This is a genomic window from Mycobacterium sp. NGS68 (genome assembly GCF_059812195.1).
Map to the genome: position 1 here is coordinate 24,799 of NZ_JCALCE010000002.1, position 22,912 is coordinate 47,710.

At 65.3% G+C, this 22,912-nt stretch carries 18 protein-coding genes and 1 tRNA gene; 11 read left to right on the top strand and 8 right to left on the bottom strand.

Annotation, left to right across the window (positions count from 1 at the left end; all coding sequences use genetic code 11):
- The first annotated feature begins 37 nt into the window (after positions 1-37).
- Positions 38-274, top strand: coding sequence for a hypothetical protein (locus AC5Y5V_RS03035; protein WP_499931136.1), 237 nt, complete (start codon positions 38-40; stop codon positions 272-274).
- A gap of 11 nt (positions 275-285) precedes the next feature.
- Here AC5Y5V_RS03035 and AC5Y5V_RS03040 read toward each other — a convergent pair whose 3' ends face one another.
- Positions 286-2,550: a SpoIIE family protein phosphatase gene (locus AC5Y5V_RS03040; RefSeq protein WP_499931137.1), complete on the bottom strand. Its 2,265-nt coding sequence runs from the start codon at positions 2,548-2,550 to the stop codon at positions 286-288.
- 347 nt (positions 2,551-2,897) lie between these two features.
- On the opposite strand from AC5Y5V_RS03040, the gene AC5Y5V_RS03045 reads away from it, so the two are divergent.
- On the top strand, positions 2,898-4,913 hold the full coding sequence (locus tag AC5Y5V_RS03045; protein ID WP_499931514.1) for a serine/threonine-protein kinase: 2,016 nt from the start codon (positions 2,898-2,900) through the stop codon (positions 4,911-4,913).
- 62 nt (positions 4,914-4,975) lie between these two features.
- Here the strand turns inward: AC5Y5V_RS03045 and AC5Y5V_RS03050 are convergent, their stop codons facing one another.
- Positions 4,976-5,425 (bottom strand): hypothetical protein, encoded by a 450-nt coding sequence (locus AC5Y5V_RS03050; protein WP_499931138.1) that lies wholly within the window; start codon positions 5,423-5,425, stop codon positions 4,976-4,978.
- A gap of 326 nt (positions 5,426-5,751) precedes the next feature.
- Entirely contained in the window at positions 5,752-6,165 is a 414-nt protein-coding gene (locus AC5Y5V_RS03055) for a hypothetical protein (RefSeq protein WP_499931139.1), read from the bottom strand.
- Positions 6,166-6,431: 266 nt separating this feature from the next.
- Between AC5Y5V_RS03055 and AC5Y5V_RS03060 the strand changes: the two genes are divergently transcribed.
- Together AC5Y5V_RS03060 and AC5Y5V_RS03065 are read left to right on the top strand one after the other, a co-directional pair.
- A complete protein-coding gene (locus AC5Y5V_RS03060) occupies positions 6,432-7,856 on the top strand; it encodes a PE domain-containing protein (protein ID WP_499931140.1) in 1,425 nt (474 codons plus the stop codon).
- Between the two features lie 83 nt (positions 7,857-7,939).
- Positions 7,940-8,446, top strand: a complete 507-nt coding sequence (locus AC5Y5V_RS03065) for a DUF4334 domain-containing protein (protein WP_499931141.1) — start codon at positions 7,940-7,942, stop codon at positions 8,444-8,446.
- Positions 8,447-8,698: 252 nt separating this feature from the next.
- Here the strand turns inward: AC5Y5V_RS03065 and AC5Y5V_RS03070 are convergent, their stop codons facing one another.
- From AC5Y5V_RS03070 to AC5Y5V_RS03080, 3 genes are all read right to left on the bottom strand, one after another.
- A complete protein-coding gene (locus AC5Y5V_RS03070) occupies positions 8,699-9,037 on the bottom strand; it encodes a hypothetical protein (RefSeq protein WP_499931142.1) in 339 nt (112 codons plus the stop codon).
- Positions 9,038-9,632: 595 nt separating this feature from the next.
- Complete coding sequence (locus AC5Y5V_RS03075; RefSeq protein WP_499931143.1) at positions 9,633-11,015, bottom strand: DUF1254 domain-containing protein; 1,383 nt, start codon at positions 11,013-11,015, stop codon at positions 9,633-9,635.
- Between the two features lie 23 nt (positions 11,016-11,038).
- Entirely contained in the window at positions 11,039-12,370 is a 1,332-nt protein-coding gene (locus AC5Y5V_RS03080; protein WP_499931144.1) for a DUF1214 domain-containing protein, read from the bottom strand.
- 182 nt (positions 12,371-12,552) lie between these two features.
- On the opposite strand from AC5Y5V_RS03080, the gene AC5Y5V_RS03085 reads away from it, so the two are divergent.
- Positions 12,553-12,789 (top strand): hypothetical protein, encoded by a 237-nt coding sequence (locus tag AC5Y5V_RS03085; RefSeq protein ID WP_499931145.1) that lies wholly within the window; start codon positions 12,553-12,555, stop codon positions 12,787-12,789.
- Between the two features lie 303 nt (positions 12,790-13,092).
- Here AC5Y5V_RS03085 and AC5Y5V_RS03090 read toward each other — a convergent pair whose 3' ends face one another.
- Positions 13,093-13,974 carry a hypothetical protein gene (locus tag AC5Y5V_RS03090; RefSeq protein WP_499931146.1) on the bottom strand — a complete coding sequence of 294 codons (882 nt, stop codon included), beginning with the start codon at positions 13,972-13,974 and terminating at the stop codon, positions 13,093-13,095.
- A gap of 89 nt (positions 13,975-14,063) precedes the next feature.
- Positions 14,064-14,139 (bottom strand) — tRNA-Arg (locus AC5Y5V_RS03095).
- 114 nt (positions 14,140-14,253) lie between these two features.
- Here AC5Y5V_RS03095 and argS point away from each other — a divergent pair.
- The 6 genes from argS to rho all read left to right on the top strand — a co-directional run bounded on the left by argS (position 14,254) and on the right by rho (position 22,885).
- Positions 14,254-15,906, top strand: coding sequence for an arginine--tRNA ligase (gene argS, locus AC5Y5V_RS03100; RefSeq protein WP_499931147.1), 1,653 nt, complete (start codon positions 14,254-14,256; stop codon positions 15,904-15,906).
- Positions 15,903-17,321 (top strand): diaminopimelate decarboxylase, encoded by a 1,419-nt coding sequence (gene lysA / locus AC5Y5V_RS03105; protein ID WP_499931148.1) that lies wholly within the window; start codon positions 15,903-15,905, stop codon positions 17,319-17,321. The genes argS and lysA overlap by 4 nt, the downstream gene beginning before the upstream one ends.
- Positions 17,322-17,324: 3 nt before the next feature.
- A complete protein-coding gene (locus AC5Y5V_RS03110) occupies positions 17,325-18,659 on the top strand; it encodes a homoserine dehydrogenase (RefSeq protein WP_499931149.1) in 1,335 nt (444 codons plus the stop codon).
- Complete coding sequence (gene thrC / locus AC5Y5V_RS03115) at positions 18,656-19,726, top strand: threonine synthase (protein WP_499931150.1); 1,071 nt, start codon at positions 18,656-18,658, stop codon at positions 19,724-19,726. Before AC5Y5V_RS03110 ends, thrC begins: the two co-directional genes overlap by 4 nt.
- A gap of 13 nt (positions 19,727-19,739) precedes the next feature.
- Positions 19,740-20,693, top strand: coding sequence for a homoserine kinase (gene thrB, locus AC5Y5V_RS03120; protein WP_499931151.1), 954 nt, complete (start codon positions 19,740-19,742; stop codon positions 20,691-20,693).
- Between the two features lie 275 nt (positions 20,694-20,968).
- Positions 20,969-22,885, top strand: a complete 1,917-nt coding sequence (gene rho, locus AC5Y5V_RS03125; RefSeq protein ID WP_499931152.1) for a transcription termination factor Rho — start codon at positions 20,969-20,971, stop codon at positions 22,883-22,885.
- Positions 22,886-22,912: the final 27 nt, after the last annotated feature.

Genomic DNA, 22,912 nt, shown 5'->3' on the forward strand with positions numbered 1-22,912 from the left:
CCGTCGCCGCGGCCGCCCTAGTCCTACGCTCTGGGGTGTGGACGAGGGCCGCTTCGACGGGCACCGGATGATCGATGCGAACTCCGGCCGGACCCTCTTTCGCGTACACGGTCCGCGGATCGTCGATGCCAGGACGCGGCAATTGGTGTTCCGCATTCGCAGCGGCACCCGGATCGTGGATGCCGACCGGAGCCAGTTGCTGTTTCTCATCCGCAACGACGGGCGCGTCGTCGACTCCGACAGCGGAGAGCTCAGATACCGGCTTCGGCGCTGACGTCGCGAACGTTAGGGCCGGCGCAGGACGACGATGGTGATGTCGTCGTCGACATTGCCCAGCTGTGGCCGCGCCATCGCCGCCGAGATCCACGACGCCGGGGCGTCGCGGACGCCGCCGAGGGTCTCTGCCAATCGGGCGAGGCCGTCGTCGATCGGCTCGCCCCGACGCTCGACCAGGCCGTCGGAGTACAAGACCAGTCCATCCCCGGACTCGACGGTGAACTCGCTCGGCGCGTAGGTCACGCCCTTGACGCCGATCGGCGGTGATAGCTGGATCGGCGCCGGCACGGCCGCCTTGAGCGGATTCGTCAGGTACGGCATCAGGTGCCCTGCGCACGCGGCCTCCACCCGCCCCGAGTCGAGGTCGACCCGCGCGGCGATGACGGTGGCGAAGGCGCCCGGCATCATGTGCAGGCAGAAGTCGTTGAGCTGGTTCAGCGCCTCGGCAGGTGTGGCGCCGGCGAACAGTTGCGCGCGTAGCACGTTGCGCAGCTGGGCCATCGTGCCCGCGGCCGTGATGCCGTGCCCGGCGACGTCGCCGATCAGCACGATCAACCGGCCGTCGCGCAGCTCGAACGCGTCGTACCAGTCGCCGCCGACGTTGTCGCCGGCCGCCGGCTCGTAGTGCGCGGACAGGTGCCAGCTCGCCAGCGTCGGGATCGACTCGGGCAGCAGGCTGCGCTGCAGCGTCTCGGCCACGCGCAGCGCGCCCCGCGTGCGCCGGTACAGCGCCTCGACCAGATCGCGCCGCAACGCCTCGGCGGACTCGGTCTCGCTCAGCGTCCACGCCTCGCCGCAGCCGCTGACGATCTCGCGCCAACGCTCGAACGACTTGCGTGGGCTGAGGCGGACCTCCTTGCCGTCGCCGTCGCCGACCATGATCGCCTTGTTGCGCGGATCGCCACCCCAATCCAGCGGGCGCAACACCTCGCGCCGAAACCAGATCGCGTACTGCCCGTCGGGCAGATTGAGCGCGAGCACGCTCGACGCCAGTTTCGGATCGAGGTCGAGGTCGGGCAGCTCGCGGGCCAGGCATTCCGTGCTCGCGATTTCGTCGTCGGCTTCGCGCGCCCACGCGGCGACGGCTGACACCACCCGCGGCGGTGGAACCGACCCGCTCTCCCGGCGGTCGCCCTGAATGTCGACGACGACGCCGTCCGCGGGCACCAGGTCGAACAGGTCGGGGGCGCCGAGCAGCACCGCCGACAACGACTCGGTGTCGTCGAGCATGGCAGCGGTGAGCTTGGCCTGCACCGCCTGCGCGGCCAGGCGCTGCTGCAGCTGGTCGCCCTCGAACCGGTCGACGAGTCGCAGCGACAGGGTCGAACCGAGGAACTCGGCAGCTGCCCGGGTGCCGAACGGGGGCAGATGCGGACCGGCGTAGTGGTGGCAGGCGATCAGCCCCCACAGCCGCCCGTGCCGCAGCAGCGAGATCGACATCGATGCATGGACGCCCATGTTCTGCAGGTATTCGACGTGGATGGGCGACACGCTGCGCAGCACGGCGTGCGTGAGATCCAGCGGGGTGCCCTTGTCCGGATCGACAGCCGGCACGAGCGGGGCGGGCGTGTAGTTGACGTCCGAGATGAGCCGCAGCCAGTTTTTCTCGTACAGCGCCCGCGCCTGCGCCGGAATGTCGGTGGACGGGTAGTGCAGGCCGAGGAACGAGTTGAGGTCGTCGCGCTTGGACTCGGCGACGACCTCGCCGTTGTAGTCCTCGTCGTAGCGGTACACCATCACCCGGTCGAAGCCGGTGAGGTCGCGGACCGCGCCGGCGGTGGTGCCGTAGAGCTCGGTCAGCGTGGCCGCCCGGTTCAGCTCCTCGACCGAGTTGCGCACGGCCTGATAGGTGTTCGGGAAGGAGAACGGCCGAGCGCCATAGGCGATCTCCAGTTCGACCAGCAGCGCGCCGCCCGGCTCCCGGTGCAGGATGGCGTCGAACGCGCGTGTCGTACCAGCGACGTCGATCACACACTCGATCGGGTTGCGTTGACGCAGGTCGCCGAAGGTCGACGCCGCCTGTTCGACCAGTGCCGCCTGCTCGGCACCGATCAGCAACGACAGATGCCGGCCCAGGACGGCGTCGACCGGGTGACCGAGCAGGTCGCCGACGTTGGCGCTGACTTGGCGCACCACGAAATCGGGCTCGCGCACCACCGCGAGCACGCCGCGCGGCTGGATGCTGCCCGGAATATGAATGGGCTCGCGGGCACAGTTGTCGAGGTCGATGGGGGTGCCGACTGGGACGAGCCAGTCGTCGGATTGACCGGTCAAATGATCAGCTCTGTGGGTATCCGGGTCGGCTCGCCGCTTGCTGGACCAGCTCAACCGCGCTCGTTCTTGATCACCGTCCATCAAACCAGGAGTTCCCGTGCACGCGGCGAATAGCCTGCTGTCGGCGTAGGCATACCAGACAAACTCGTCGCCACTCCAAGAAATCTGCAAGCTCCTTCGCGGACGCTTTCGGCGGCGTTCACCGGTGTTAGTCCATCGCAGCTTCTAGGGTCATGTTCCGGGGTTTGTTCCCTGCCCGGGTCGGAAGGAATCGGAAAGTGGACGGTGCCAGCGAAGGCACACCGTTCGGTCGCTACCGGCTGATCGAGGTGCTAGGCCGCGGCGGCATGGGCGAGGTGTGGCGCGCATTCGACACGATCACCAAACGCACGGTGGCCATAAAAGTCTTGCCCGTTCAGTCGGGTCACGACGAAGAGTTCGCGGTGCGGTTTCGCCGCGAGGCCGAGGCAGCCGCCGGCCTCAACAGCCCCCACGTCATACCCATCCACGATTACGGCGAGATCGACGACCGGCTGTTTGTCAGCATGCGGCTGGTGGAGGGCCGCGACCTGGCCAGCGTGTTGTCCGACGGGCCGCTGGAGCCTGCGCGGGCGGTGCGCATCGTCGAGCAAGTTGCCAGAGCCTTGCTCTCCGCCCACAAGGTCGGCCTGATCCACCGCGACGTCAAACCCTCCAACGTTCTGCTCGACGAGGACGATTTTGCGTATCTGATCGACTTCGGGATCGCCCGCGCCATCGATGAGACACGATTGACCAAGTCGGGCAACACCATTGGCACGTTTGCCTACATCGCCCCAGAACGCCTGGACGGCCGCGCCGAGGAGGATGGCCGTGTCGATGTCTACTCGCTGGCGTGTGTGCTGTATGAAGCCCTGACCGGACAGCAGCCGTTTGCCGGCGACACGACGCCGCGCCTGATCGCCGCCCACCTCAATAGCCCGCCGCCGCGGCCCTCTGCCGCTCGACCGGGCCTGCCCGCCGGCGTCGACAAGGTGATCGCCACAGGAATGGCCAAGGACCCCGACCAGCGTTATCCGACCACCGTGGAGTTGGCCACCGCCGCGCGCGACGCCATCACCGTCCCGGCAGAGCAACCCGTCGCGAATCCGACCCGCGTGCGAGACACGCAGCCGGCTCCCCACCGCGCCGGCGCCGAGCCGCCCACTCAGAAGGCCTCGCCGTCTGGCCAGACAGAGCCCGCGCCCGTCGGCGGCGCGGCTGGTGGTGTGGTAACCGCATCGAGTCGCCGAACGTCGTTGTTCTGCTGGGTGCCGGCCGCTGCGGGCTGGACGGTCGGAATCATCGCGATGCTGGTGCTGATTACCAGCGTTCTCGCGCCGGTACGGAAACTTGTCCGGGTACCTCGCGAATTCATCAACGGCTACCTGTTCCTATTCCCGGATACCAGCATCGCGTGGTCGGTCCTGCTGGCACTGCTCGCCGCGGGGTTGATCGCGCGCAAGCGGATTGCCTGGTCGCTGCTGCTCGGCATCATGGTGCTGTCCGCCGTTTTGAATGTCGCTGACATTGCCCAGGGCGGCAACACCCCGGCGCAGAGTTTCGGTGAAAGTCTCGGATTCGCGTTCCACGGCGTGGCTGTGATCCTGTTGATCCTGAGCTATCCGGAGTTTCGGGCCAAGGTCCGCAGGGGTGCGTCGGTCAAAGCCGCCGCAGCGCTGATCATCGGGTGGATGATCGGGATCCTGTTGTCCTGGGGCCTGATCCAGATGTTTCCCGGGACGCTGACACCGGATCATCGTTTCTTGTATGTGCTCAACCGGGTGGCCGGGTTCGCCGTCGCGGATTCCAATTTGTTCACCGGCCGACCGCAGGCGTTCGTCAACACGATCATGGGCTTGTTGGGCGCGCTGGCTCTGATGGGCGCAGCGGTGGTGTGGTCCCGGTCGCAGTTCGCCGCCAATGCGCTCACTGCCCGGGACGAGTCGGCTGTTCGCGGCCTGCTTGAAACTCATGGCCAATCCGCTCCCGTATCGCAATTCGAGAGCCGGGAGACCGCGGTGTTGTTCGCCGAAAGTGGCCGTGCTGCCATCATCTACCGCGTCAAGATCGGCGTTTGCCTAGCCATAGGAGATCCGGTCGGCGATCCGGATGCGTGGTTTCAGGCTCTTCAGGCGTGGCTTTCGTTGTGCCAGGCCCACGGCTGGACGCCGAGCGTGATCGATGCGAGCGACGTTGGCGCACAGACTTACCGTAAGGCGGGGTTTGTCACGCTGCAGCCCGGCGATAAGACGCTCGTGTTCTCTGCCAGTTCTAGTTCGTCCGGCCCAAGAAAGTGGGCGGTGCGTTACGCGGTGAAGCGCGCGCGACGGAATGACCGATAAGAACTACACACCAGCACACCTTGGGCCACGCCAGATGAACTCCTCGGCAGTCGATCGTCCGGCTAACCGACTTTAGTAAGTACAAACCGGGTACGCGGGTGCGGAATACCGCACGGCGACGGGCTGTCCAGGAAGTCCACCCGACCGGCGAGTGTGACTGGGTCCCACCACTGGCGGACGGTCACCGGATACGTCCAGCCGGGGAACATCGCGCCGTTGTTCCCGAGGAAGAAGCCGGGGCATTGGACGCCGTCGGGGACATCCCGGGTAACGGTGTAGCGGCCGTTGACCAGCGGAGCGGTGAACCCGTGGCCCGGATCCGTCGTGACATGAGCGACACAGTCCGGTGTGCACGTAGTCCTGATCGTCCAGTACGCCGCCACGCCGTCGGACTCCGTGTACGCGTAGACGCCGTCCGTTGCCGGGACTTCAGCCCTGGCGGGTGATCCGGCTACGCCCAGACAGGCGCAGCATCCTAGTGCAAAGATTGCGATGACGCTGTTCGTCCTCATCTTCCCCGCCTACGGTCGGAGCCTAGTTGCCCAAGGACAATGTGTACGCAATGTATCAGCATATGGGCTGCTGAAACGCGTTTCGGGGTGTTCAAACGAGATTCCTACGATTGACCAGGCACATTTCACTCACGTTGCACAAAATGTCTTGAGTCGAGCTGTCTGTGCGGCGGCGACGGCCAAGGCCCGCGCGTCGAGGGCACGCTTCTAGGGACCGGGTTACGCGCCTGATGCGTTGGCGCGGACTAAATCGTGGGGCAACTAGACGCGGGCACGCGGCAGGTGGGCAAACACCTTGCCGTTAGGCGCTAGTTGCGGGACAGGCTCTAGCCGATTCTGGTGAGCGTGAACGTGTCACGCAGGTCGTGCAGACCGCAGGGTGCGGAGGTATCCAGGAAGTCCACTTCGCCCCGCAGCGTCTGCGGGTCCCACCATTGGTAGACCCTGACCGGGTGCTTTCCACCGTCGAACACAGAGCCGGTGTCCCCGATGGTGTACGGCGGGCAGATCGCACCTTGGGGGACTGTCCGGGTGACCGCGTAACGGCCGTCGACCAGAGGGGCGTCGAAACCCAAGCCCGGCCCCGTCGTCACGTGTGCGACGCACTCCGGGGTGCACGTGGTCCTGACGATCCACGTGGCAACCATGCCGTCTTCGTCCTCGTACGTGTAGACGCCGTCCATCGACGGAAGCTCCGCCCGGGCCAGTGGCGCTGGTCCGCCGAAACCCAAGCCGGACAAGACCGCAATTGTCGCGATGAACCCGTTAATTCTCATGCTTCCGCCTGATGTCCTCGGGAGATTGTCTGCGGGCTACATCAGCGAAAGTAGTCGGGAAAGTGCAGGTGAAAGCGCATGTAGAGGCGTTCTCATAGAGGACTCGTATAGGCGGGGACCGCGCCGCGAGCCGACGTCGAAGATAAATATGAACCATCGCGGAGTCGTCGCCGAGTGTGCCATTCTGTAGCTGGTCCTGAGGTTGTCGCGCCGCGTGATCGGAGCCGCCAATGTCGTATGTGATCGCAGCGCCCGAGGCTTTCGCCGTGACTGCGTCCGACTTGACCGGGATCGGGGAGGCGATTGAGGGGGCGGCCGCGGCCGCGGCGCCCGCGACGACGGCGATCGCCGCGGCGGCTCGTGACGAAGTGTCGGTGGCCATCACCAGATTGTTTGGTGGTTATGGCCAGGCGTTTCGGGAATTGAGCGCATGGGCGACGCAGTTCCATGCGGAGTTTGTGCGGGCGGTGAGCGGCGCCGGGGCGACGTACGCGGCCGCCGAGGTCTCGAATGTGTCGCTGCTGGTCCAAGGGGTGCAGCAGCAGTTCTTCGACCAGGGATTCTTTTCGCCCTTCATCTATCTGACCGGGAAACCGCTCTTCGGCAAGGCCGCCGTCGGTCCTGCCGTCGCCGGAACCACCGGCCCCGGTCTGGGCGGCAGGCTGATCAGCGGCTTTTTTAACGGGACCCTCGGTTCCGGCAGTGGCGGTGTGACGCAGGGGACGGGAACCCCGGGCCAGGTGACCGGGGTCGCCCAGGGGTCGTCCTACCTGGAGATTCCGGTCGGTCCCCACGGCTACGACGCGCCGGTGCGTTGGTACTTCCCGACCCAGGCCGACGGCACCGTGAACGCCCGCGGTGTCATCTATCTGCAGCACGGCTTCCTGGGCACGGGCGGCTGGTACAGCACGTTGGCCATCGCCCTGGCTAAGGGCACCAACAGCATCGTGGTCGTCCCCACCGTGTCATCGATTCCCTTGCCGAACGGCGTCTCGCTGAGCGGCGCGCCAATGCAGCAGGCCGTCAGCACGTTGTTCCTGGGCAGCGAGTCGGCGCTGAACGCGAGCGCGAGCCAGGCCGGGTACCACGGCACACTGCCGCAGGATTTCACGATGACCGGCCACTCCGCCGGCGGCGGCCTGGCCACGATCGCCGCCGGCGATTACATCACGGGCCTTGCGGGCGACACCACCAGCAACCACCTGCTCGGCGTGGTGATGTTCGACGGGGTGGCATCCAACTCCTCGTCCTTCGCGGCCGCGATCGCCAACCTGAAGACGCTGGACATCCCCGACTATGTGGTGGCGGCACCGCCACAGGCGTGGAATGCCAACGGCGCCACCACGAGTCAACTTGTCAGCCTGTACCCGGGGCAGTTCGTCGGGGTCGAGTTGCTGAATGGCTCGCACGTCGATTCGCTGGTGGGCGACAAGCCGGTGATCGACTTCATCGCGCAGTTGTTCACCAGCTTCTCGCCGGGCGGCAACCCCGAAGCCGTGCAAACCCTGGCCACGGGCTGGATCAACGACATCTACGCCGGCGGGGGGCCGATGACCCCGATCTACGGCATCTACGGCCCCACCGGTGGGTACCTGCCGCCCGGCGGCCAGCAGATCATCCTGGGTCCGGCCACGGGGACCGTGCTGCCGGTCTGAGCCTGTTGGTACAAGGCACGCTTGTATCGCCACAAAAACCCGGCCGCTACCGCGACGTCGTCGCTGGCTGAAGCATCGATGCCATGAACATTGCAGCAAACACCCACGCCCTCGCGCGCCAAAAGTTCACCGAGTTCAAGGAGCGCGCCGGACAGCGTCTCGTGACCGGGCCGCACCGCATGTTGATCCCCGACGCCGACCTCGACGAGTTCTGGGCCACACTCGAGCCGGCGACCATCGACTTCATGATCGGTGAGTGGCAGGGCGGCGAGTTCGACACCGGCCACCGGGAAAATGGGACGTTGTCCCTGATCAACTGGTTCGGCAAGACCTTCAACTCGGCCAGCGACGCGAAGCCGCTGGTCTGCCTGGACGCCGAGGGCAACAAGTACTCGAACACCGTCAACGGCGAAGCCAGCCTCTGGATGCAGGAATTTCGCGGCGAGGTCACCGCGACGATGGTTTTCGACGGACAACCCGTCCACGACCACTTCAAGAAGATCGACGACCACGCCGTGATGGGCATCATGAACGGCAAGAACGCCCTCGACAACGGTCGCTACGCCTACTTCTACCTGGAAAGGGTCTAATACGCAGGTGCTCCGGCCAACACGTTCGGCGAACGAATCGGCCATTTGTCCTCCCGTTGCTGCACCAAAAGGCGCCTCGCGTGCATCCCTCGCGCCGTGCGTGAAGTGACTGCGAAAAAACGGCCTTCGTAAGCCAGTGTGAATACTTCGATTTCAAGTTTTGACGGGCACGCCGCCGCGATCTAAAGCTTCTGTGATTGCCCTGAGCTTTGTTGCGTCCGAAATGTTGTTATCAGTCGCCATCTCCAAGGCTTAGCCCACGTGGCCACTTACATGTCCGGATGCGTCACCGCTGTAATCGCCCACATAGTCGCAGCTCTTCCCTTGCTCGTCCTTGAGCCACACTTTCACCTTGCCTTTCATGGGCACGCTTCCTGTGCTTGGATCGTACGGGTTACTCCATGCTTTTCTTCCGGTGAAATCGCATTCGAAGTCGCCGTAGTGAGAGTCCACCTTGTCCGGGCAGGTGAGGTTGACCCCGATGAGCCAACCGTCCTTCATCATGTCGGTCGTTACGCGGTTCTTGAGATCAGCAGTGCTCAGTTTGCTCCCGCACGCAGCCAAAGCGACGGCCAACATCACCGAAGTCACGCCTACCCTCCACGTGCGCCTCATCTTGACATCCCCCAATCCGGCCTGCTGGCCCCCGGCCGTCCGCCTTCGTTGATGTATCGAACCTACGCGCACGGGTGGTCCCGATAAGCCGTTTCAATCGACCAAATATTGGGGTGCCGGGCCGTCGCATCTGGGTCTCGAATGGGATTTGTAGTCCTGTGAGGCTGATAGGTGGTGGCCGCGCGCTCGCGGCTCCGTGCGCTCTTGCCTCACCCTTTTCGGGCTACGGCGATGACATCGGCGCGGAACTCGGCTGAAAACGGTGTCGGCACGAGATTGATCCTCCCCAGCAGGGACAAATCCTCCCAGGTCGGGAGGGCGGGGTCGGCGTCATCCTCCGGTGCGCCGTCGTCGTCAGTGGATTCCGGCTGGCTCTCGTCAACGCTCGCAGCCGAATCCGGCAGCAACAGGTCGACGGGTGAGGCGGGCTGGCGACCGATGATTCCGGCGCAGCTGGTCGAGCAGTTGTCGACCGCCCTGGCGCGGTGGGACGGGCGCGGCCCGACCGAGGACGAAAACCCGAAGTCGGTTCAGCTCGATCAGTTGACTTGCTCAAACGTTTAATCGCGAACTAAGCCACTCGCTCGAAGTCTGCAGGCTTCCAGGTGCTGTCGAAAGCGGCTTCTTCGGGTCCGTAGATGCGGAAGTACACAAACCAGCCCTTTCCGGGCAGCGTTTCGATCCATCTTCCTTCCGCACCATCCGGCGGTGTTGGGCCGAAGAACAGTTCGACAGTATTACCCGAGATGTCCGTCAATTCGAATAGAGACCGCAGAGCCGCCTTTCCCTGCGATGTCTGTATCTGTGACCGCGTGTCGATGTCGTAAACGGTAACCGACCAAAATAATTTGGCCGGTACGGGTAGCGGCACGCTGAGTTTGTAGGCTGCTCCGCCGTCGAGGTAGCCACCCTCGTTGTCGCATAGGCCCAGCCAGTAGAGCGACCCGGCACGGGTATCTCGTCGGAACATTGCGGGCGACGCCCCGATTGCTTGGTAGAACCATTTTTCGCGGGCTTCGAGGTCAACGCGGCCAGCCTTATTGAAGTCGCCGTCTTCGTACCGCAGCGATGCCCACTGCCACTGGCGGCCCTCCCAGACGATGCAGTCGGGGCGTCGGTCGGCGAAGGACTGCACACGCATTTGCGCGTTGGCGACTTGCGCCGCCCGCTGCAAGATCGACGCCATTCTTGCGTCGGGGATGAATGGCGCACCCTTCGCGATGCCGAGTGCGGCGAGTTCGCCGTAGGCAGTGCGGTAGCCATCAAAGGCAGGTTCGGTGTCGATGGTTTGGTGCAGAACTTCCCAAAAGGCGATGTTGGTTTCCCATTCGAGTGGCGTGGTGTCTTGGGTCTTGCCGGTGACGTCGCGCCATTCGGGTTCGGTCCAGCCCGCCGTTGGGTTGAGCGGATATACCTTGATGGTCGTCAGCCGGGCCTTGGCCGCTGCGACGTCGCCGCCGACCGGTAGCGAGCGCGCACCGACGATTAGTCGGTTACCAGTAGCCCGATGGACGTAGTAGCCCTCACTTGGAAGGTCACCCGTGTAGTCGGGTGGCAGCAGCAAGTGCTTGCCGCCATTCCCGGCGTCTGGGCCAGGAAGACCCATGTCTGCGATCCAGCGTTGATTGATGTCCATTGAGAACACGATCAGCGGTCCGGGAGGTAGTTCGACCACCATCGGGCCGACCCCTAGGTCAAGCAAGATTGGCCCGTAGGGGGTATCGGAGTTGCCCGTGAAGACAAGTTGTTCGGGGGCGCAGTCCAGGACGCCGAAAACTTTGTTCGGGACGACTCCGATCTGTGCGCTACCTTTGACAACGGCCGCTCCTGAGACGGTGGGATAGAAGAATTTGTAAGCCTCAATAGCGCGAGCCAGGTCCGCATCGTCGTAAGCTCGCTGAATCATGTCACGGGTCAACTGAAGGTCTTCGACCGCGTAATCGCCGTTGTCCACTGAATTGCCTTTCGCGATTGTGGTTAGTCGATTTGTTCGATGTCGTTGAGCATCCATGAGCCATCGACCGCCTGCTTCTCCGGACCGTAGATGCGGAACATGACGAAGAACGGACGACCCGACTCGGTCATGATCCAGTTGGACTCCTGCCCCGGCAGCGGCTCGGTTGCAAAGTAGACGTCTACGGTGCCGTCGTCGTTTACTGCCAGATCTTGGTTATAGGAATCCAAGCCGACGACGGCTGCCTCTCGGATGAAGGCTCCGGTTGCGGCGTCGTAAACGTCAACGGCCCAGAACTGGCTTGCGGGCACACGGGCCGGCACTCGCAGGTGGTACCGATGAGTGCCGTTGAGCCGTTCTCCGGTATTGGTCTCGTAGCTCTTGACATATAGCTGCGGGGGCGGCGGAACGCCTGGTCCGAACATGGCGAACCAGGCATAGCTGCGGACGTCGATGCGGAGATCTTTGCCCGGTTCTAGGAACGTGAGTCCTGTGGATTCCGCTAACGGGATATCGAGCAGGAAGCGCCACCGTGTTCCTGCGCCCGACCAGACAGGACCGCCGTTGGTGGCGTAGCCCTCCATCATCCACTGATGCGCCTCATGAATTGCTCGAGCCAGAATTTCATTCATCGGCTCGTCGGGGTTGAAGGTAAGACCCTTACCGATGTGCAACAAATTTAACTGACCCATGATTGCGAGGTCACGTTCCTGAACCGGCTCTTCGGCCACCATTCGTGCCAGTGATTGGTAGAAACTTGCGTCGTACAAAGGAACGGCCTCGAAGGGTCGCTCGGCGACGTCGATGAACCTGCCAGTCGGATCGAGGGCGTCGTCGAGCGGATACACCCTTAGCGTGTGGAGATATTCAATGCCCCTGCGTACGTCAGCAGCGCCTTGGGTTTTCAGGATGATGCGCAGCAGACTGTATGCGTTGAAGGTGCTGAAGGGCACCGCCACATATCCCTCGGGAGCTTCGCCCTCGAAGTCAGGCGGCAGCATCAGATATTTCGCTCCGCCGCCCTGGTCGTGGCCGGTATTGCCGACGTTGAGCATCGGCTCGTTCCATGCGTTGATAAGACTTCCGTATAGCGCCTGCTCCCTGGCGGGAGGGACGTCAACCACAACCGGCCCGTTTTGGAGGTTCACGAAGAACATGACATAACTGGTCGAGTGGTTCGGCGTTGTCGTCTGGTTCATCCACGTGTTCGGGTTCGACCAGAAGATCACGTCGTTGTACTGCGCGCCCGCCCGGAAGTACGCCTGCCGCATTGCATCGACGTTGACTAACGGCATTCCCCAAATTGCCGCCTCCACGGCACGTCGCTCTACGGCACGGGCAATCAGATCGCGCAAGTGAACTCCTTTTCAGCCGTCAGCGACGGATCCTCCGTTACTAGCTCCCTCGGATGTCCACTGTTGCCGATTTTCGGGCCGACCGCAGGCGTTAAGCGTTGTCGCGGGCATCTCAGGCGCTGTGTCGTACGTCCGGATGTCACCTCGACCGTCGCTGCACCCTCACTTGAGATGGTGGGGATATGCAGAGCACGATTATTCTCACCGATCCGACCACGCTGACTCCGGCGCAGTGGTCGGGTCGGCTGGCCGCGTACCTCGCTCGCGGACGCGGCAATGAAGACCCCGACGTCGCGGCTTGCCGTGCGGCGCTGAGTTATTGGCGCTGCCGCCGGGTGATCGACGCCGAGGCGGACGCGCTCAATCCTGCGCACGCCGACGCCCTTGCCACCCGCCTCCGCACGGCGGTGCCCGCATGATCGCGATGCGCGGCCCGCCGGTAACGCCACCCGCCACCCCAAGCGGTACCGCCGGCCGAGGCAGCGGGCATCCACACCGAGATGTTGTCCAAGGCCATGTGGGACGCCGCCGACGTGCTCATTAAGCGGCAGATCGAGGTCTGGCACACGACCCGAAAGCACGGTTCATGACGTGCGACGCCCGTGCTGAATCCGTTTGTGCGCAACGAGCGACCGGGGACGCTGGAGGCCGAGTACGTCATCTGGCCGGTGAGCCCGCAGCGCGTCGTGAACTCAGCAGGAACGACGTTGGCGAGAAGGCGGTCATCCGCGAGGCCAAGGGGCAACTCGTTGGAGTCGTGCGCCCTGCAGGTCGGCGAAAGTCTCAACGATCGTCGCCACGTGGTCGATCAGATCGCCCACGGCGAACAGGCTGACCTCGGTGCCGTTGTTGGCGCGGAAACTGAAGTCGACGTTGGGTGGAGGCGGCTGGTCGAATCTGATACCTGACGACCAGAGCATCACTGCGTCGTCGTGCGGTACTCCCTCGGGGTAGACCGACACTCGCGCCACCGGGACTGACGTACCGGGCTTGATCGGGATGACCGGCCCTTTGTCGACGTCGCCGGGCGCACGATCTAGCCAGATGTCGACGCCGATGCCCTTACCCGAGGGCCAAACTGCGTTAGCCGAAAACGCAGCCGCGGCGCACAGGACGAGGTTGCGGTGCTTGTCGGTGCCGCCCAGACCCCGCAATGTCGGGAGCGCGTTGACCTCCTCGCCCGTCTGGGAGAAAGGCTGCGCGGCCTTCATGAGGTCAGCGGCCTCCGACCAGACATCGGGCACCTTCTTCTTGACCATAGAGTCCCAGGGGTCAGCAGTGTTGACGATGGGGAATGCAACCTTGTCAGCCAGCTTGCCGTCTGGTTCGCCCCCGGCGACCAGATAGACCTGGAAGGCAACATATTCGAGCGCCGAGCGGATGTTGTTGATGATCTGTCCGGCCATCAACGACAGGTTCTTTGCCGGCTCGGTGGTGACCGCGACCTCCCAGCGGTACATCGCGAATTGGGGGTGTCGGATGGTCCGAACACCAATGCCGCCGCTCTCCATCCAGCCCATGAACACGCTCATCAGCTCGCCGTGCTGAGCCTTGGCCTCGATGAGGCGAGCGCGGGAGTCAGAGAGATCGAGAACGCCGGTCATAGTGCCGATCAGGGTAGGGCGGCGGTCCGACAGCGCACCACCGAAATAGCCCGGATATAGCCCGCGTGAATCCAAAACCCGCAACGACCTGGTGCCCCCGGCAGGATTCGAACCTGCGGCCTTCTGCTCCGGAGGCAGACGCTCTATCCCCTGAGCTACGGGGGCGCTTTAGCGAGATGCTGCGCCATTGGGCCCGAACAGACTAACCCATCGCGATGACGGCTCGGCCACCGCAATGGATTCGAGGCGCGAGTACCCCAGCCAATAGGATGGACGCTCGTGACCCCCGTCGACCTCGCTGAGCTGCTCAAGATCGCCGCCGCCGCGGTGCTCGCTGAGCGTGACCTCGACGTGTCCGCGTTGCCGCAGACGGTCACGGTGGAGCGCCCGCGCAACCCCGAGCACGGCGATTACGCCTCCAACCTGGCCTTACAGGTCGGCAAGAAGGTAGGGGCCAACCCCCGTGAGCTGGCCGGCTGGCTTGCCGAGGCGCTTACCCGGGTCGACGGAATCGCCTCGGCCGAGGTGGCCGGGCCGGGCTTCATCAACATCCGTCTGGAAACCTCCGCGCAGGCCAAGGTCGTCAACGACGTCATCGACGCCGGCGCCACGTACGGTCACTCCGACGCCCTGGCCGGGCATAACGTCAACCTGGAATTCGTCTCCGCCAACCCGACGGGGCCGATCCACATCGGCGGCACCCGCTGGGCCGCCGTCGGCGACGCCTTGGGCCGCCTGCTCAGCACGCAGGGCGCCCGCGTGGTGCGCGAATACTATTTCAACGACCACGGCGCGCAGATCGACCGATTCGCCAACTCCCTGGTCGCCGCCGCCAAGGGGGAGCCGGCGCCGGAAGACGGCTACGCGGGCAGCTACATCAACGACATCGCCGCGCAGGTGCTCGCGAAGGCGCCCGACGCGCTCGACCTGCCCCACGCCGAGATGTGCGAAACCTTCCGCGCGATCGGCGTCGATCTGATGTTCGCCCACATCAAGGAGTCGTTGCACGAGTTCGGCACGGACTTCGACGTCTTCACCCACGAAGACTCGATGCACACCAGCGGCCGCGTCGACCAGGCCATCGCGAAACTCCGTGAGAACGGCAACATCTACGAGAAGGACGGTGCAACCTGGTTGCGCACCAGCGCTTTTGGTGACGATAAGGACCGCGTCGTAATCAAGAGCGACGGCAAGCCGGCCTACGTCGCCGGGGATCTCGCCTACTACCTGGACAAGCGGGAGCGCGGCTTTGACCTGCTGATCTACATGCTCGGTGCCGACCACCACGGCTATATCGCGCGGCTCAAGGCGACGGCCGCCGCATTCGGTGAGGACCCCGCCACCGTCGAGGTGCTGATCGGGCAGATGGTCAACCTGGTCCGCGACGGGCAGCCGGTCAAGATGAGCAAGCGCGCGGGCACCGTGATCACGCTGGACGACCTCGTCGAGGCTATCGGCGTCGACGCCGCGCGCTACAGCCTGATCCGCTCGTCGGTGGACACCCCAATCGACATCGACCTGGCCCTGTGGTCGTCGGCGTCGAACGAAAATCCGGTCTATTACGTGCAATACGCGCATGCCCGGCTCTCCGCGCTGGCCCGCAACGCCGCCGAACTAGGCCTGATTCCCGACGCAGCCCACCTGGAACTGCTGAGCCACGACAAAGAGGGCACGCTGTTGCGCACCATAGGGGAATTCCCGCGCGTGCTCAAAACCGCTGCGTCCCTGCGGGAACCACACCGGGTCTGCCGCTATCTTGAAGACCTCGCCGGTGACTACCACCGGTTCTACGACGCATGCCGGATCCTGCCCCAGGGCGACGAGCAGCCCACCGACCTGAACACCGCGCGCCTGGCGCTGTGCCAGGCCACTCGGCAGGTCGTCGCCAACGGGTTGGCGATACTCGGCGTCACCGCCCCGGAGCGCATGTGAACGTCCACCCCGCCGGTCCCCGGCACGCCGAAGAGACACGCCCCGCCAGCAGCCCGCCGCGGCCCCAGTCAGCCGACGAACTCCTGAGGCTGGCCGCGAATGTGTGGCCGCGCAACACCACTCGCGACGAATCTGGTGCCGCCGCCATAGCGGGCGTCAAACTGACCGATCTGGCCGCCGAGTACGGGACTCCGCTGTTCGTCATCGACGAGGACGACTTCCGCTCCCGCTGCCGGGAGACCGCGAAAGCCTTCGGCGGCGGGGCGAACGTGCACTACGCCGCAAAAGCCTTCCTGTGCGGCGAAATAGCGCGCTGGATCGACGAGGAGGGCCTGTCCCTCGACGTGTGCACCGGCGGCGAGCTCGCCGTCGCGCTGCACGCGAACTTCCCGCCGGAGCGGATCAACCTGCACGGCAACAACAAATCGATCGCGGAGCTGACCGCGGCGGTCAAAGCCGGTGTGGGGCACATCGTGCTGGACTCGATGATCGAGATCGAGCGTCTCGACGCGATCGCGGGTGAGGCCGGCGTCGTGCAGGACGTGCTGGTGCGACTCACCGTAGGCGTGGAGGCGCACACCCACGAGTTCATCTCCACCGCGCATGAGGACCAGAAGTTCGGCCTGTCGGTCTCCAGCGGCGCGGCGATCGCCGCAGTCCGCCGGGTTTTCGCGACCGACCATCTCCGGCTGGTCGGGCTGCACAGCCACATCGGTTCGCAGATCTTCGATGTCGCCGGCTTCGAACTGGCCGCGCACCGCGTCATCGGCCTGCTGCGCGAGGTCGTCGCCGAATTCGGGCCCGAAAAGACCGCCCAGCTGTCGACGGTCGATCTGGGTGGGGGACTGGGCATCTCGTACCTACCGCCCGATGACCCGCCGCCGATCGCCGACCTGGCCGCCAAGCTGAGCGCCATCGTGAGCAAGGAGTCCGCGGCCGTCGGGCTGCCGGCGCCCAAGCTGGTCGTCGAACCGGGCCGCGCGATCGCCGGGCCCGGCACCATCACGCTGTATGAGGTCGGCACCGTCAAAGACGTCGACGTGAGCACCACCGCACACCGCCGCTACATCAGCATCGACGGCGGCATGAGCGACAACATCCGCACCGCCCTGTACGACGCGCAGTACGACGCCCGATTGGTCTCTAGGCTCAGCGAATCCCCGGCGGTGCTGGCGCGTGTGGTCGGAAAGCACTGCGAGAGCGGCGATATTGTCGTGCGCGACACGTGGGTGCCCGACGATCTGGCGCCCGGCGACCTGCTGGGGGTGGCCGCGACCGGCGCCTACTGCTATTCGCTGTCGAGCCGTTACAACTTGATCGGCCGTCCCGCCGTGGTGGCGGTGCGCGCTGGACGGGCCCGCCTGATCCTGCGCCGCGAGACGGTCGACGATCTCCTGAGTCTGGAAGTGAGGTGACCCGTGCCCCGTAAAGGAGAGGCAGAAAAGCCAGTCGGCGTAGCGGTACTCGGCTTTGGCAACGTGGGCAGCGAGGTTGTCCGCATCATCGAGGACAGCGCGGAGGATCTCGCGGCCCGCGTCGGGGCGCCGTTGGTGCTGCGCGGCATCGGCGTTCGCCGCGTCTCGGCCGACCGCGGGGTGCCGATCGGGATGCTGACCGACGACATCGAGGAGCTGGTGTCGCGTGACGACGTCGACATCGTCGTCGAGTTGATGGGTCCGGTGGAGCCGGCCCGCAAGGCCATCCTGACCGCGATCGAGCACGGCAAGTCCGTCGTCACGGCCAACAAGGCGCTGTTGTCCACGTCCACCGGCGAACTGGCGCAGGCCGCCGAAAACGCGCATGTCGACCTGTATTTTGAGGCCGCCGTCGCCGGCGCCATCCCGGTCATCCGACCGCTGACGCAGTCGCTGGCCGGTGACACCGTGCTCCGGGTGGCCGGCATCGTCAACGGCACCACGAACTACATCCTCTCGGCGATGGACAGCACCGGCGCCGACTACGACAACGCCCTGGCCGACGCCGGTGCGCTGGGTTATGCCGAAGCCGACCCCACCGCCGATGTCGAGGGCTACGACGCCGCCGCCAAAGCCGCGATCCTGGCCTCCATCGCCTTCCACACCCGGGTGACCGCCGACGATGTATACCGCGAGGGCATCACCAAGATCACCCCGGCCGACTTCGTGTCCGCGCGCGGGCTCGGCTGCACCATCAAGCTGCTGTCGATCTGCGAGCGCATCACCACCGACGAAGGCCAGCAACGGGTTTCGGCCCGCGTCTATCCGGCGCTGGTGCCGCTGTCGCATCCGTTAGCCTCAGTCAGCGGGGCGTTCAACGCGGTGGTGGTCGAGGCCGAGGCCGCCGGACGCCTGATGTTCTACGGCCAGGGGGCGGGCGGCGCGCCGACCGCGTCGGCGGTGACCGGTGATCTGGTGATGGCCGCGCGTAACCGGGTGTTGGGCAGTCGCGGACCACGCGAATCCAAGTACGCCCAACTTCAGGTTGCACCAATGGGTTTCATCTCGACGCGCTACTACGTCAGCATGAACGTCGCGGACAAGACCGGCGTGTTGTCCTCGGTGGCAGCCGAATTCGCCAAGCGCGAGGTGAGCATCGCCGAGGTCCGCCAGGAGGGTGTGGTGGACGATGGCGGTCGCCGGGTGGGCGCCCGCATCGTTGTCGTCACCCACCACGCCACGGAGGCCGCGCTGGCCGAAACCGTGGAGGCACTGGCCGATTTGGACGTCGTGGAAAGTGTGGCGAGCGTGCTGCGACTGGAAGGAACCAGCCTGTGACCGCCGTGCACACGCCGTGGCCGGGTCTGATCGAGGCCTACCGCGACCGGTTGCCGGTCGGCGACGACTGGACCCCGGTGACCCTCCTCGAGGGCGGCACCCCGCTGATCCCTGCGCCCAGGCTCTCCGAAAGGACCGGCTGCACCATCCATCTGAAGGTCGAGGGGCTCAATCCCACCGGCTCCTTCAAGGACCGCGGCATGACGATGGCGGTCACCGACGCCGTCGCCCGCGGGCAGCAGGCCGTGCTGTGCGCATCGACGGGCAACACCTCGGCTTCGGCGGCCGCCTACGCCGCCCGCGCCGGCATCACCTGCGCCGTGCTGATTCCGCAGGGCAAGATCGCGATGGGCAAGCTCGCGCAGGCGGTGATGCACGGCGCCAAGATCATCCAGATCGACGGCAACTTCGACGACTGTCTCGAGTTGGCCCGCAAGATGACCTCCGACTTCCCGACCATCTCGCTGGTCAACTCGGTGAACCCTGTGCGCATCGAAGGCCAGAAGACGGCGGCGTTCGAAATCGTGGACGCACTGGGCACCGCCCCCGACGTGCATGCCCTGCCGGTGGGCAACGCGGGCAACATCACCGCGTACTGGAAGGGCTATACGGAGTACCACCGCGACGGCGTGATCGACAAGCTGCCCCGCATGCTCGGCACCCAGGCTGCGGGCGCGGCGCCGCTGGTGCGGGGTGAGCCCGTGAGCAATCCGGAAACCATCGCCACCGCGATCCGCATCGGTGCCCCGGCGTCGTGGACGTCGGCCGTCGAGGCTCAGCAGCAGTCCAACGGGCGCTTCCTGGCCGCCACCGACGAGGAGATCCTGGCCGCCTACCATCTGGTGGCCGGTGCCGAGGGCGTCTTCGTCGAACCAGCGTCGGCGGCCAGCATCGCCGGCCTGCTGAAGTCCATCGACGACGGCTGGGTGGCGCCCGGGTCGACCGTGGTGTGCACGGTGACCGGCAACGGCCTCAAGGACCCTGACACGGCGCTGAAGGATATGCCGAAAGTGTCCGCGCTGCCTGTTGATCCGGTTCTCGTGGTCGAAAAGCTGGGGCTTGTCTAGTGGCGGTTTGTCGGTGACGCGGATACTGCCTGCCGGGCTGGCAGGGAGTGCGGTTGTGTCGGCGTCAAGCGCCAACCTCGGCCCGGGTTTTGACAGCGTCGGCCTGGCGCTGAATCTGTGCGACGAGATAGTCGTCGAGACAATAGATTCCGAGGACTCCGCTCTGGTGGTGCTGGTCGAGGGCGAGGGCGCCAACCAGGTGCCGTTGGGGCCCGATCACTTGGTGGTGCGCGCGGTCCTGCGTGGGCTGCAAGCCGTCGGGGTCAGTGCCGCCGGCATGTTGGTGCGCTGCCGCAACGCCATCCCGCACTCCCGCGGCCTGGGCTCCTCCGCGGCGGCGGTGGTGGGTGGGCTCGCGGCGGTCAATGGGCTTGTCGCGCAGACTGATTCGACACCGCTGAGCCAGCGGCAGCTGATACAGCTGTCGTCGGAGTTCGAGGGTCATCCCGACAACGCCGCGGCGGCCGTACTCGGTGGTGCGGTGGTCTCGTGGACCGACTGCGGCGGCGACGAGCCCGTCTATTCGGCGGCGCCCCTGCGGCTGCATCCCGAAATCCGGCTGTTCCTTGCGATTCCCGAGGAACGCTCGTCGACCGCGGAGACGCGGGTGCTGCTGCCCGCCCAGGTCAGCCACGAAGACGCGCGGTTCAACCTCAGCCGCGCCGCGTTGCTGGTGGTGGCGCTGACCGAACGCCCCGACCTACTGCTCGCGGCCACCGAAGACGTACTGCATCAGCCGCAACGCGCCCCCGCGATGCCGGCGTCCGCGGAATATTTGGGGCTGCTGCGGCGTCATAACGTCGCGGCGACGCTTTCTGGGGCGGGACCTGCGGTCATTGCCTTGAGCACCGACTCGCAGTTGCCTGCGGAAGCGTTGGAGTACGGCTCCGCAAATGGATTCAAGATTGTCACGATGACCGCCGGCGACGGAGTACGCTGGAGCCCGGGAGTCACAGTCCCAAGTTGATCCACACCTTTGCGGGTGAGTTTGCTTGCTTCAGGCTGGGAAGCGGGCTATCCTCGGAGCCGTCCAGCAATCGCAGCATCTGCATCTGCATCCATACTGCCTTGCCGCTAGGACACCACCAATTCTTCTCGTAAACGAGGTTCGCCGTCTCAACCGCCAGTCCTGGCGATCACCGTTGCGAAGTCGATGATTTGGACGCACTCGGCAACTGTGCTGAATGCGCGGCTTTTAGAAACCCCCGCATCAACTGATCAGCGAGGGAAGAAAGGAAATCCGTGACTGATACGGACCTCATCACGGCTGGCGAAAGCACTGAGAGCGGTGCGCCGTCGAACTCTGTGACCACTGACACACCCCCTGCCACGCCGGACGTCAAGGCGGCTGCGCCGGGCGGCTCACTGTCCACGATGGTGCTGCCCGAGTTGCGCGCGTTGGCCAACCAGGCCGGCGTCAAGGGGACGTCGGGCATGCGTAAGAACGAACTGATCGCGGCGATTCAGGAAACCAGGGGACAAGCCAACGGCGCCTCCGCCGCCTCGCGGGCGCCGTCGACCGAAGCCAACGGCACCGCCGAGGCTTCAGAGCCTAAAGAGCCCAAAGAGCCGAAAGAGCCCAAAGAGGCCAGCGCGAAAGCCACCGCCGCCCAAGAGGAACAAAAGGATTCATCTGCCGAGGCACCCCGTCGCGAACGTCGCGGCGCCGCCCGCGAAGCGGGATCAGCCTCCCGCGACGGCGAACAGGACGGCGACAGCAACGCGGCCGCCGACGGGGACGGCAAGCGCCAGAAGGGCCAGCAGAACGCCAAGACGGACGACAACCGCAAGTCCGACGACAACCGCAAGTCCGACGACAGCGGATCGGACGGCGGTGACCAGCAAGGCTCCGGGGGTCAGCAGCGCGGCGGCTCGAACCAGAACTCGAACCAGAATCAGCAGGACGACGACGGTGACGGTCGTCAGGGTCGACGCGGGCGCCGGTTCCGCGACCGCAGGCGGCGCGGCGAGCGCACCGGCGAAGGCACCGAAACCGAACTGCGCGAGGACGACGTCGTCCAGCCAGTGGCGGGCATCCTTGACGTGCTCGACAACTACGCCTTCGTGCGCACGTCGGGTTACCTCGCCGGCCCGCACGACGTCTACGTCTCGATGAACATGGTGCGCAAGAACGGCCTTCGCCGCGGCGACGCGGTGACTGGCGCGGTTCGAGTGCCCAAGGAGGGCGAGCAGCCCAATCAGCGGCAGAAGTTCAACCCGCTGGTGCGTCTGGACAGCGTCAACGGCGGACCGGTCGAAGACGCCAGGAAGCGCCCCGACTTCCAGAAACTGACACCGCTGTACCCCAACCAGCGGCTGCGCCTGGAAACCACCCCGGATCGGCTGACCACCCGCGTCATCGACCTGATCATGCCGATCGGCAAGGGCCAGCGCGCGCTCATCGTGTCGCCACCCAAGGCGGGTAAGACGACGATCCTGCAGGACATCGCCAACGCGATCACCAGGAACAACCCGGAATGCCACCTCATGGTCGTGCTCGTCGACGAGCGTCCTGAAGAGGTCACCGACATGCAGCGCTCGGTGAAGGGCGAGGTCATCGCTTCCACCTTCGACCGGCCGCCGTCGGACCACACCCAGGCCGCGGAGCTGGCCATCGAACGCGCCAAGCGGCTCGTCGAGCAGGGCAAGGACGTCGTCGTGCTGCTCGACTCGATCACCCGGCTGGGCCGTGCCTACAACAACGCGTCGCCGGCGTCGGGCCGCATCCTGTCCGGTGGCGTCGACTCCACAGCGCTCTACCCGCCCAAGCGCTTCCTGGGTGCCGCCCGCAACATCGAAGAGGGCGGGTCGCTGACCATCATCGCCACCGCGATGGTCGAGACCGGGTCCACCGGTGACACGGTCATCTTCGAGGAGTTCAAGGGCACCGGCAACGCCGAGCTCAAGCTGGACCGCAAGATCTCGGAACGACGGGTTTTCCCCGCCGTCGACGTCAACCCCTCGGGCACCCGCAAGGACGAGCTGCTGCTCTCGCCCGACGAGTTCGGCATCGTGCACAAGCTGCGCCGCGTGCTGTCGGGTCTGGACTCGCATCAGGCCATCGACCTGCTGATGTCGCAGTTGCGCAAGACGAAGACCAACTACGAGTTCCTGGTCCAGGTGTCCAAGACGACACCGGGCAACATGGACAATGACTAGTTTCGGATTAGCCGGACTAGCCTGTTG

Excerpts from the sequence above, each read along its gene's own strand:
- AC5Y5V_RS03085 (WP_499931145.1), top strand. The coding sequence starts at position 12,553 with ATGCAGAGCACGATTATTCTCACCGATCCGACCACGCTGACTCCGGCG.
- AC5Y5V_RS03050 (WP_499931138.1), bottom strand. The coding sequence starts at position 5,425 with ATGAGGACGAACAGCGTCATCGCAATCTTTGCACTAGGATGCTGCGCC.
- AC5Y5V_RS03065 (WP_499931141.1), top strand. The coding sequence starts at position 7,940 with ATGAACATTGCAGCAAACACCCACGCCCTCGCGCGCCAAAAGTTCACC.
- AC5Y5V_RS03060 (WP_499931140.1), top strand. The coding sequence starts at position 6,432 with ATGTCGTATGTGATCGCAGCGCCCGAGGCTTTCGCCGTGACTGCGTCC.
- AC5Y5V_RS03045 (WP_499931514.1), top strand. The coding sequence starts at position 2,898 with ATGGGCGAGGTGTGGCGCGCATTCGACACGATCACCAAACGCACGGTG.
- AC5Y5V_RS03090 (WP_499931146.1), bottom strand. The coding sequence starts at position 13,974 with ATGACCGGCGTTCTCGATCTCTCTGACTCCCGCGCTCGCCTCATCGAG.